The 11087-nt window shown below is 69.6% G+C and carries 11 protein-coding genes and 1 tRNA gene; 3 read left to right on the forward strand and 9 right to left on the reverse strand.

The annotated features are described in order from the left end of the window. The first annotated feature begins 42 nt into the window (after window positions 1-42). Entirely contained in the window at window positions 43-483 is a 441-nt protein-coding gene (locus tag F4692_RS19400) for a PaaI family thioesterase (protein WP_179621388.1), read from the forward strand. A gap of 41 nt (window positions 484-524) precedes the next feature. On the opposite strand, the gene F4692_RS19405 is transcribed toward F4692_RS19400, so the two are convergent. The 7 genes from F4692_RS19405 to F4692_RS19435 all read right to left on the reverse strand — a co-directional run bounded on the left by F4692_RS19405 (window position 525) and on the right by F4692_RS19435 (window position 7054). Next, on the reverse strand, window positions 525-1094 hold the full coding sequence (locus tag F4692_RS19405) for a GNAT family N-acetyltransferase (RefSeq protein WP_179621389.1): 570 nt from the start codon (window positions 1092-1094) through the stop codon (window positions 525-527). A 90-nt stretch (window positions 1095-1184) separates the two neighbouring features. Beyond that, window positions 1185-1883, reverse strand: a complete 699-nt coding sequence (locus F4692_RS19410; protein WP_257030087.1) for an ABC transporter ATP-binding protein — start codon at window positions 1881-1883, stop codon at window positions 1185-1187. A 1-nt stretch (window position 1884) separates the two neighbouring features. Then, the gene (locus F4692_RS19415) at window positions 1885-2838 is read right to left on the reverse strand and encodes an ABC transporter ATP-binding protein (protein ID WP_179621391.1); all 954 of its coding nucleotides are present in this window, start codon (window positions 2836-2838) and stop codon (window positions 1885-1887) included. Next, complete coding sequence (locus tag F4692_RS19420) at window positions 2831-3961, reverse strand: branched-chain amino acid ABC transporter permease (protein ID WP_179621392.1); 1131 nt, start codon at window positions 3959-3961, stop codon at window positions 2831-2833. Before F4692_RS19420 ends, F4692_RS19415 begins: the two co-directional genes overlap by 8 nt. Further along, window positions 3958-4923 (reverse strand): branched-chain amino acid ABC transporter permease, encoded by a 966-nt coding sequence (locus F4692_RS19425; protein WP_179621393.1) that lies wholly within the window; start codon window positions 4921-4923, stop codon window positions 3958-3960. The genes F4692_RS19420 and F4692_RS19425 overlap by 4 nt, the downstream gene beginning before the upstream one ends. Window positions 4924-5019: 96 nt before the next feature. Beyond that, on the reverse strand, window positions 5020-6171 hold the full coding sequence (locus F4692_RS19430) for a branched-chain amino acid ABC transporter substrate-binding protein (RefSeq protein ID WP_179621394.1): 1152 nt from the start codon (window positions 6169-6171) through the stop codon (window positions 5020-5022). Between the two features lie 250 nt (window positions 6172-6421). Next, window positions 6422-7054 (reverse strand): ANTAR domain-containing response regulator, encoded by a 633-nt coding sequence (locus F4692_RS19435; RefSeq protein ID WP_308645387.1) that lies wholly within the window; start codon window positions 7052-7054, stop codon window positions 6422-6424. Between the two features lie 37 nt (window positions 7055-7091). On the opposite strand from F4692_RS19435, the gene F4692_RS19440 reads away from it, so the two are divergent. Together F4692_RS19440 and F4692_RS21455 are read left to right on the forward strand one after the other, a co-directional pair. After that, window positions 7092-7174 (forward strand) — tRNA-Leu (locus F4692_RS19440). A gap of 316 nt (window positions 7175-7490) precedes the next feature. Next, window positions 7491-7994, forward strand: coding sequence for a hypothetical protein (locus F4692_RS21455; RefSeq protein WP_257030088.1), 504 nt, complete (start codon window positions 7491-7493; stop codon window positions 7992-7994). Here the strand turns inward: F4692_RS21455 and pyk are convergent, their stop codons facing one another. Together pyk and F4692_RS19455 are read right to left on the reverse strand one after the other, a co-directional pair. Next, on the reverse strand, window positions 7995-9446 hold the full coding sequence (pyk, locus tag F4692_RS19450; protein ID WP_179621396.1) for a pyruvate kinase: 1452 nt from the start codon (window positions 9444-9446) through the stop codon (window positions 7995-7997). A 113-nt stretch (window positions 9447-9559) separates the two neighbouring features. Beyond that, window positions 9560-11029: a glutamate synthase subunit beta gene (locus F4692_RS19455; protein ID WP_179621397.1), complete on the reverse strand. Its 1470-nt coding sequence runs from the start codon at window positions 11027-11029 to the stop codon at window positions 9560-9562. Between the last annotated feature and the right edge of the window lie 58 nt (window positions 11030-11087).

Raw genomic sequence — 11087 nt, forward strand, 5'->3', positions numbered from 1 at the left:
CCGCCGACTCTAGCCGCCGCCACCGACAGCAGAATGAGGCGCATGAGCACACCCGAGAGCCTGTCCGACCTGAGCATCGCGGAGTTCGTCGACCACATGCCCGAGGGCATGGGCCGGCTCAACGAGAAGATGGGCGTCGAGCTCGTGGAGATCTCCGCCGAGCGCGTGGTCGCCACGATGCCGGTCGAGGGCAACACGCAGCCATTCGGCCTGCTCCACGGCGGGGCGTCGGTCGTGCTGGCCGAGACGCTCGGCTCGATCGGGTCGGCGATCCACGCCTGCCCCGATCGGATCGCCGTCGGCGTCGACATCAACGCCACGCACCACCGTTCGGCGACGTCCGGCACCGTCACGGGCACCGCGACGGCCGTCCACCTCGGGCGTACGTCGACGTCCTACGAGATCGTCATCACCGACGAGCGCGGCAAGCGCGTGTGCACCTCCCGGATCACCTGCGCGCTGGTGCCGGTGCCGCAGGGCTGAGGGCCCTCCTGCTCGGGGCCCTCTGCTCGGGGCCCGCGGGCTCAGCCCGGGACCCGCTCCCGACGGATCCGCCGGGCCGCCAGGACCCGGTCGATGCGCTGGCGGCTCGTGGCACCCGGGGTGCCCTGCCGCGCCTGCGGGAGGCGAGCGCGTACGGCCGTGGTCGTGGCCGCGCGCAGCATCGCCTGCGGGGCGAACGACAGCCGCGCCATGAAGCGGTTGGCGTCGCGCGCCTCGGCGGCCGCGGCGGTCTGGATGTGCGAGATGCCGTGCTGCTCGGCGAAGCGGCACGCCGCCTCCATCAACGCGCTGCCCACGCCCTTGCGGCGGAAGCGCTGGAGGACGTGGGGCGAGACCGCCAGGACGGCGGGCTCGAGGTTGAGCGGCGTGAACGTGCTGGCCTCGAGGTAGACCGCCCCGGCGACCTCGCCGTCGACCTCCGCCACGACGACGCACTGGTCGTCGCGCGCAGCGGCCGACGTGACCACCCGGGTCACGTCGGCCAGCTGCTCGTCGAGGCTGCCCTTGCGGAGGATGTCACCCCACAGCTCGTGCAGCGCCGCGGCGTCGGAGGCACCTGCTGCGCGTACGGTCACCGGCGTCCGACTCATCGACCCACCACTTTCCTCGAGCACCCACAGTGGCCCCCTGCCGACCCTTCGCGGCACCACGTCGGGCGACCCTATCGCCCGCCCTGCCGGTCAGGCTACGCCGAGGTAGGCCTCGCGCACCGAGGGATCGTCGAGGAGCTCGGCACCCGTGCCGGTCTTGACGATGTTGCCGGTCTCGAGGACGTAGGCGCGGTCGCTGCGCGAGAGCGCCTGCTTGGCGTTCTGCTCGACGACGAGGATCGTCGTGCCCTGCTGCGAGATCTCCGTGATGATGTCGAAAATCTGCTGGATCAGCATCGGCGCGAGACCCATCGAGGGCTCGTCGAGCATGAGCAGCTTGGGCCGCGACATCAGCGCACGACCGATGGCGAGCATCTGCTGCTCACCACCGGACATCGTGCCCGCGACCTGCTTCTTGCGCTCCAGGAGCCGCGGGAAGAGGCCGAAGACGCGGTCGTAGTCCTCGTCGATGGCGGCCTTGTCCTTGCGGGTGTAGGCGCCCATGTTGAGGTTCTCGGTGACCGTCATGCCGGGGAAGATCCCCCGGCCCTCGGGGCACAGCACGAGGCCCTTGCGCAGGCGCTGGTCGGCACGCAGCTTGGTGACGTCCTCGCCGTTGAACACGACCGACCCGGCCGCGAGGCCGCGCACGCCCGACAGGGCACGCATGGTCGACGTCTTGCCGGCACCGTTGGCGCCGATCAGCGAGACGACCTCACCCTCGTTGACCTCCACGGTGATGCCGTGGAGGGCCTGGATCTTGCCGTAGTTGAGGACGGCGTCCTTCATCTCAAGCAGCATCGTCGGGCTCTCCCAGGTAGGCGGCGATGACCTTCGGGTTGCGGGCGACCTCGTCGGGGGTCCCCTCCGCGATCTTCTGGCCGAACTCGAGCACGACGATCCGGTCGGTGACGCCGAGGACCAGCTTCATGTCGTGCTCGATGACCAGGACCGTGTGTCCCAGGTCGCGGATCCGGCGGATGAGGCCCATGAGGTCCTCCTTCTCCGCCGGGTTGAAGCCGGCGGCCGGCTCGTCGAGGCAGATCAGCTCCGGCTCGGTGGCCAGGGCTCGCGCGATCTCGAGGCGGCGCTGGTAGCCGTACGGCAGATTCCGCGCCAGCTCGCCCGCCCGGTCGGCGATGCCGACGAACCGCAGGAGCTCCATGGAGCGCTTGCGCCCCGCCCGCTCCTCCAGGGTGTGCCGGCTGATGCCGAACACCTTGGCGAGGCTGCGACGGATGCCGCTCGCGGGCAGCTCCTCCTCGGAGGGACGTACGCGCACGAGCCGGAACAGCACGCCCGGCACGCTCGACTTGTGGCGGGCGTCGCAGCCCACCATGACGTTCTCCATCGCCGACATCTCCGGGAAGAGCCGGATGTTCTGGAACGTCCGGGCGATGCCGAGGTGGTTGATCTTGTGCGGCTTGATGCCCGCGATCTCGTGGCCCTTGAAGCGGATCTTGCCGTCGGTCGGGGTGTAGACGCCCGTCATCGCGTTGAAGCACGTCGTCTTGCCCGCGCCGTTGGGCCCGATCAGGCCGAGGATCTCACCGCGCCGGATCTGGAAGTCGACGTCGTTGAGCGCCACGACGCCGCCGAACCTCAGCGTCACGTGGTCGACCTCGAGGAGGACGTCACCTTGCTTGCCCGACTGCTCGATCGCGATCTTGTCGTGGTCGGAGGTGTCCGGGAGGACGACCTGCTCCTCCGCCACGGTGCTGGTGGAACTGGTCGGCTCAGACATCTGCCGCTGCCTCCTCGGCCTCTTGCTTGCGGTCCTCGAACTCCCGTGCCCTGCGTCTGCTCGGCACCAGGCCCTGCGGACGCAGGACCATCACGGCCACCATCGCCACGCCGAACGCGAAGGGACGCCAGTCGACGAACTCGCGGAACCGCTCGGGCAGGTAGGTGAGCAGGAAGGCACCGAGGAGGGCGCCGACGATGTTGCCGGACCCGCCGATGACGACCATGGCCACGAACAGGAAGGACAGCTGCACCATGAACGCGTTGGGCTCGACGTACTGCTGCTTCGAGCCGAACAGCAGGCCGGCGAGGCCACCGAGCGAGGCGCCGATGGCGAAGGCCCACAGCTTGAACTTGAACCCGGCGACGCCCATGACCGCGGCGGCGTCCTCGTCCTCGCGGATCGCCAGCCAGGCACGGCCGACGCGGCTGTTCTCGAGGCGGCGGGCCAGGAAGATGATGAGGATGAGGATGGTCAGCGCGAGCCAGTACCAGCGCTCGGCGTCGATCGTGTTGAAGAACGCACGGCCGTCGATCTCGGGACCGGGCGGCGTCGGGACGTTGGTGATGCCCGCGGCGCCACCGGTGACGCCGTCGACGTTGCGGGCGGTGATGCGGATGATCTCGCCGAACCCGAGGGTCACGATGGCGAGGTAGTCGCCGCGCAGCCGCAGCGTCGGCGCTCCGAGGATGACGCCGGCGACGAGTGCCATGAGGATGGCGATCGGGATGCAGAACGCGAACGGCACCGCCCAGCCCTCCGACAGCCCGAAGCGGTCCGCGATCAGCTGGGTCACGGGCGAGGACGGGGAGCCGAACAGCGCGATCGAGTACGCCCCGAGGGCGTAGAAGCCGACGTAGCCCAGGTCGAGCAGGCCGGCGAGGCCGATCACGACGTTGAGGCCGACGGCCACGATCATGTAAACGACGACGAGGAACAGCACGCTGGCCCAGTCGGACCCGCTCGACGTGAGGTCGGTGCGGACGTAGGCGAACGGCAGGATGTTGAGGTAGGGCAGGTAGTAGGCGAACGCCACCAGGAGCAGCAGCGCCACCCAGCGGACGGCCTTGGGTGCGTGGTCCCAGCGGTCGCCGATGCGGAGTGCGGAGGTGATCTGGCTCATGCGCGTGCCTTTCCGAGGGACTCGCCCAGCAAGCCGGTCGGGCGGAACATCAAGATGATGACGAGCACGACGAAGGCGGTCACGTTGGTCCACTCCGAGCTCCAGATGATGGAGGCGTAGACCTCGGCGATGCCGAGGAACAGGCCGCCCACCAGGGCGCCGCGCAGGTTGCCGATGCCGCCGAGGACGGCGGCGGTGAAGGCCTTGAGCCCGATGAAGAACCCGATGTCGAACTTCGTGATGTCGTACTGGATCGAGTAGAGCAGCGCGGCCACACCGGCCATGGCGCCACCGAGCACGAAGACCAGCATGATCACGCGCTCCTGGTTGACGCCCATCAGCGAGGCGGTGTCGGGGTCCTGCGCGACGGCGCGGACGCCGCGGCCCAGGCGGCTCTTGTTGACGAAGGTGTCGAGCGCGAACATCATCGCGATCGCGCCGACGATGATGAGCAGGCGCGTGTTGGTGATGTTGAGCCCGCCGATCTCGAACAGCGTCGTGGTCTCGAGGACCGACGGGATGTTGACCGTGACGCGGCCGAAGGGCGGGCCGAAGATCACCCGCAGCACCTGGCCGAAGGTCTCCACCAGCACGATCGAGCAACCGATGCCGGTGATGAGGAAGATGAGGGGCGGAGCGCCCTTCTTGCGCAGCGGGCGGTAGGCGATCCGCTCCACGGCGAGGGCGGTGCCGGCCGAGGCCAGCATCGCGGCGAGCAGTGCCAGCAGGGTGGCCGCGATGACCATCCCCACGCCCATCCCGGCAGTGGCTCCGATGGCGGTGTACGTCCCGAGCACCGCCCAGGTGCCCACCATGAACACCTCGGAGTGGGCAAAGTTGATCAGCTTCATCACGCCGTACACCATGGTGTAGCCGAGCGCGACGAGCGCGTAGATGGATCCACGGGTGATGCCGTCCAGTGTGTGACGGTCCAACCCGCTGATCAGGGCATCGAAGTCCACTCAGGGCCCTCCAAGATCGTGGCCCGGTCGGGCCATGGAAGGGGGCGGTCGGGCACAACCCGACCGCCCCCGTGCTGCATGGTCAATCCGTGAGGATCAGGGTGCGACCTCGACCTCGGGAACGAGGGTGCCACCCTCGTTCTTGTAGGCCCAGTAGGACACGTTCTCCTGCGGCACGTCGCCGTTCTCGTCGAACGCGACCTCCTTGCTGAGGCCCTCGCCGGTGTAGCCGTCGACGAACTCCTCGACCGACGCGCGGTCGCGGGCACCGTCGTCCAGCGCGGCCAGGAAGACGCTCATGGCGTCGTAGCCCTCGGCGGCGTAGGCGCCGGGAGCGGAGCCGAACTCCTCCTCGAAGTCGGCAGCGAAGGTGCTGTCGTCCTCGATCGGGGCGCAGGGGCACATCACGACGGCACCCTCGCCGGCCTCGCCGACCGCGTTGCCGAAGTCGGCACCGTAGAGGCCGTCACCGCCGACGAACGGGGCGTCGATGCCGGCGTCGCGGATCTGCTTGAGCAGCGGCGCGGCCTCGGCGATGTAGCCGCCGTACATGATGGCGTCGGGCTGGGCCGACTCCATCTTGGAGATGGTGGGCGCGAAGTCGGTCTGGCCGACCTCGGTCTTGTCGCGCTGGACCATCTTGTCGCCGAGGGTCTCCTCGACGCGGTCGGCCAGGGGCTCGCCGTAGGCCTCGGAGTTGTCGACGACGAAGACCTTGGTCGCGCCGACCTCGTCGGTGAGGTACTTGGCGATCGCGGCGCCCTGGTAGTCGTCGTAGGGGACGAGGCGGTGGAAGACCTCGACCTGGTCCTCCTGCGTGAGGTCGGTCGCGGTGGCCGACTGGCTCACCATGGTCACGCCGGCGTCGTTGTAGATGCTCTTGGTCGCGCGGGTCTCACCGGAGAAGGCACCGCCGATGACGCCGATGAAGGACTCGTCGCCCGCGATCTGCGTCGCGACCGGGGTCGCCTTGGCCGGGTCACCCTCGGTGTCGAACTTGACCAGCTCGACCTCGCACTCGTCGTTGTCCCACTGGCGCAGCGCGAGGTCCGCGCCGTCGACCGACGGGAGGACGATGCTGGCGTTGGCGCCGGACAGCGCGCCCATCACGCCGATCTTGAAGTTGCAGTCATCGCCGCCGGCGCTGCCGCCACCACCATCGGTGTCGGTCGTGCCGCAGGCGCTGAGCGCCAGGCCGGCAACCGCCGTGAACGCGACAGCCTGCCACGTCTTGGATGAGCGGATCATGTGTGGATCCCTCCGTTGTTCTCTGGGCTGTCCACCTCGGCAGCCTCGTGGCGGGAACCTAACACCGAAGATGTGGCGCGGGACACGATTGGGCCCCCGCATTCCCATGCCGTTGTCGTTTCGTGACCAACCGGTCTGTACCGGAAACACAACTGAAACGTGGCGCGACCCACGGCGACACGCCGCGCACTCGGGCGCGACCGGGCCCATCCGGACATCATCGGGGATGCCCGGGGTGGACCCGCCCTGCTCAGCCCTGCGTACCGCCGCGGAGGCCGGCGACGCCGTGCTCGACGACGCCGTCGGAGACCTGCTTCATCGACAGGCGCAGGTCCATCGCGGTCTTCTGGATCCAGCGGAAGGCGTCGGGCTCGCTGAGCCCCAGCTGCTCCTGCAGCACGCCCTTGGCCCGGTCGACCGACTTGCGGGTCTCGAGGGACTCCTGGAGGTCGGACACCTCGCGCTCGAGGACGGTGATCTCGGCGTACCTGCTCACGGCCATCTCGATGGCCGGCACGAGGTCACCGCGCTGGAACGGCTTGACGAGGTACGCCATCGCGCCTGCGTCGCGCGCGCGGGCGACGAGGTCGCGTTGCGAGAAGGCCGTCAGGATGACCACCGGCGCGATCCGCTCGCCCGCGATCGTCTCCGCCGCGGCGATGCCGTCGAGGACGGGCATCTTCACGTCGAGGATGACGAGGTCGGGGCGCAGCTCCCGGGCCAGCTCGATGGCCTTCTGCCCGTCGCCGGCCTGGCCGACGACCTCGTAGCCCTCCTCGCCGAGCATCTCGGCGAGGTCCATGCGGATGAGGGCCTCGTCCTCGGCGATCACGACACGACGGGCGTCGTCGGCGGCGGGCACGGTCTCGGCGGGCTGCGTCACGACGGCAAGGCTAGTTCCGCTACCGTTTCCCCACCCAGCCGGGTTGGCGGAACGGTATACGCGGTGGTCTCAAACACCACTGCCCGCAAGGGCTTGTGGGTTCGAATCCCACACTCGGCACGGCGTGGGGCCTGTCGGTGGTTCCCACCAGACTTCGCGCATGGCCCACGTCAGACCGCAGTCCGTCGTCGACTCGGCACTGGCGTGCTCAGACGACGGGATGGCCGACAAGGACAATGCCGCCTTGCACGGCGTCGCCGTCAAGACGATCCGGCGGTGGCGCCGTCTGTACCAGCGTCGCGGACTGCCCCGCGGGCAGACGCATCTCGCTCCGCCTTGTCCTCGGTGTGACGGTGCGCCCCTCCGACGAGCCGAGTATGCGGAGCGCCTGGGGTGGTACCTCGGCGACGGCTACATCTCACGCGGGCGGCGCGGGGTGTTCAACCTCCACGTCTACAACGACCAGAGATACACCGGTCTCAACGCCCACGTCAGCGAGCTCATGGCGTTGGTGAAGCCCGGCGGCCGACCACACACCCGGCTCGTGCCCGGCGCAGTCATCACGACGGTCTCGTGGAAGCACTGGCCGTGCCTGTTCCCGCAGCACGGGCCGGGTCGCAAGCACGAACGGCCCATCCTCCTCGAACCCTGGCAGCAGGAGGTGGTGGAGGTGTTCCCCGGCGACTTCCTCCGCGGTCTCTTCCACTCCGACGGGGCTCGCGTGCACAACTGGGCCACGCGCGACGTACGAGGGGAGCGTCGCCGGTACGACTATCCGAGGTGGCAGTTCGTCAACGCGTCGGAGGACATCCTCGGCCTGTGCACATGGGCGCTCGACCTTGTAGACGTGCCGTGGCGACGCTCCGGGCCACGCGTGGTCTCCGTGTCGCGTCGAGACGCGGTGTCGCGACTCGACGACCTCGTCGGCCCGAAGGACTGATCAGCGGGCGGCGCGGCGGTAGGCCGGAGCAGCCCCGTTGATCGCGTCGCCCATCCGGTGGATGCGCAGCGCGTTGGTCGAGCCGGGGATGCCGGGCGGGCTGCCGGCGATGATGACGACGAGGTCGCCCTCCTTGACCCGCCCGATGTGGAGCAGGGCCTCGTCGACCTGGCGCACCATCTCGTCGGTGTGCTCGACGTCGGCGCCGAGGAACGTCTCCACGCCCCACGTCAGCGCGAGCTGAGAGCGGGTGCGGGGGTTGGGGGTGAAGGCGAGCACCGGGATCGGCCCGCGGTAGCGCGAGAGGCGCTTGGCGGAGTCGCCGCTCACTGTGAAGGCGACGACGTACTTGGCCTCCACGCGCTCGGCGACCTCGGCCGCGGCCTTGGCGATGATGCCCCCACGCGTGTGCGGCTGCCACTCGACCTCCGCCATGTGGCTCAGGCCGTGCTCCTCGGTCGACTGCACGATGCGTGCCATCGTCTCGACGGCGACGATGGGGTACTCCCCCACGCTCGTCTCGCCCGAGAGCATCACGGCGTCCGCGCCGTCGAGCACCGCGTTGGCGACGTCGCTGGCCTCGGCGCGCGTCGGCGCGGGCGAGCCGATCATCGACTCGAGCATCTGGGTGGCGACGATGACGGGCTTCGCGTTGCGGCGGGCCTTGTCGATGATGAGCTTCTGGTGGATCGGGACGTCCTCGAGCGGGCACTCCACGCCGAGGTCGCCGCGGGCGACCATGATGCCGTCGAAGGCGTCGACGATCTCGTCGATGTTGTCGATGGCCTGGGGCTTCTCGATCTTCGCGATGACCGGGACGAAGATGCCCTCCTCGCGCATCACGTCGCGCACGTCGGCGGCGTCCTTGGCGTTGCGCACGAAGCTGAGCGCGATGAAGTCCACGCCGAGGTGGAGCGCCCACCGCAGGTCCTCGGTGTCCTTGTCCGACAGCGCCGGGACCGACACCGCGACACCGGGCAGGTTGATGCCCTTGTTGTTGGACACCTTGCCGGGCACGACGACCTCGGTGACCACGTCGGTGTCGTCGACCGACACGACCTTGAGCCGGACCTTGCCGTCGTCGATCAGCAGCGGGTCGCCGGCCTTCACGTCGCCCGGGAGGCCCTTGTAGGTCGTGCCGCAGATGTCGGCGGTGCCCTCGACGTCGCGGGTGGTGATCGTGAAGGTCGCGCCGCGCTTGAGCTTGTGCGGGCCGTCGGCGAACCGCTCGAGGCGGATCTTCGGGCCCTGCAGGTCGGCGAAGATGCCGATCGCGTGCCCGGTCTCGTCGGAGGCCTGGCGGACCAGGCGGTAGACGGCCTCGTGGTCGGCGTACGCCCCGTGGCTCATGTTGAGCCGCGCGACGTCCATGCCGGCCTCGACGAGTGAGCGGATCCCCTCGGGTGTGTTCACCGCGGGGCCCAGGGTGCAGACGATCTTTGCTCTACGCACGGGTCCAACCCTAGCGGACATTGGAACGATCCAAGGACGCGTCCCACACCCGAGCGGTGCGTGGTGCAGGTTTTCGTGCCGCAGAACCTGTCCCACGCACCGCCCGGGGCGGATCAGACGACCAGCGGGCGCTCGTGCGGCTTGATCGGCGACGGGAGCGTGGTCGACCCGGTGAGGTAGGCGTCCACCGACGCGGCCGCGCTGCGACCCTCGGCGATGGCCCACACGATGAGCGACTGGCCGCGACCCACGTCGCCGGCGACGTACACGCCGGGGACGGAGGAGGCGTACGAGCCGTCGCGCCGCACGTTGCCCCGCTCGTCGAGGTCGACGCCGAGCTGCTCGATGAGCCCCGGCTTCTCCGGGCCGGTGAAGCCCATCGCGAGGAGCACCAGCTGGGCCGGGATCTCGCGCTCGGTGCCCTCGACCGGCTGGAACGTCGCGTCCACCTCCACCAGGCGCAGCGCCGCGACGTGGCCGTCGTCGTCGCCGACGAACTCCTGCGTCGAGACGGCGTACACGCGGTCGCCACCCTCCTCGTGGGCCGAGGAGACCTTGAACGTCATGGGGTACGTCGGCCACGGCTGCCCTGCCGGCCGGTCCTCGCCGGGCCGCGGCATGATCTCGAGCTGGGTGATCGAGCGGGCCCCCTGGCGGATCGACGTGCCGAGGCAGTCGGCGCCGGTGTCACCGCCGCCGATGATGACGACGTCCTTGTCGGTGGCCACGATCTGCTCCGAGCCGTCGGCCGTCGCGGCCTCGCCGAGGGCAACCCGGTTGGCCTGCGGCAGGAACTCCATCGCCTGGTGGATGCCGCCGAGCTCGCGGCCCGGCACCGGCAGGTCCCGGGCGTCGGTCGCGCCCATGGCCAGCACGACGGCGTCGTAGCGGTCCATCAGCTTGTCGCCGGTGAGGTCGCCACCGACGTCGACGCCGGCGCGGAACACCGTGCCCTCCCGCCGCATCTGGTCGAGGCGACGGTCGAGGTGCTTCTTCTCCATCTTGAACTCGGGGATGCCGTAGCGCAGCAGGCCACCGATCCTGTCGGCCCGCTCGTAGACCGCGACGGTGTGGCCGGCGCGGGTGAGCTGCTGGGCCGCGGCCAGCCCGGCCGGGCCGGAGCCGATGACGGCCACCGTCCGGCCCGAGAGCCACTCGGGCGGCTGGGGCCGGACGTAGCCGGAGCCCCAGGCGCGGTCGATGATCGAGACCTCGACGTTCTTGATGGTCACCGGGTCCTGGTTGATGCCCAGCACGCAGGCGGTCTCGCAGGGCGCCGGGCAGAGCCGGCCGGTGAACTCCGGGAAGTTGTTCGTCGCGTGGAGCCGGTCCATCGCGCCGTCCCAGTCGTCGCGCCAGACCAGGTCGTTCCACTCCGGGATGATGTTGCCCAGCGGGCAGCCCTGGTGGCAGAACGGGATGCCGCAGTCCATGCAGCGGCCCGCCTGGGTGTTGATGATCGGCAGCAGGGCGCGCCCGACGCCGTCGGGGTAGACCTCGTTCCAGTCCTGGACGCGCTCGGCGACCTCGCGGCGCGAGGCGACCTCGCGGCCGTTCTTCAAAAATCCTTTGGGGTCAGCCATTCCGCACCTCCTGCTCCGTGGATGAGCGCCTGTCGTCGTTCGTGGTCGTCCTGCTTCG

The organism is Nocardioides cavernae, from assembly GCF_013410035.1.
GTDB lineage: Bacteria > Actinomycetota > Actinomycetes > Propionibacteriales > Nocardioidaceae > Nocardioides > Nocardioides cavernae_A.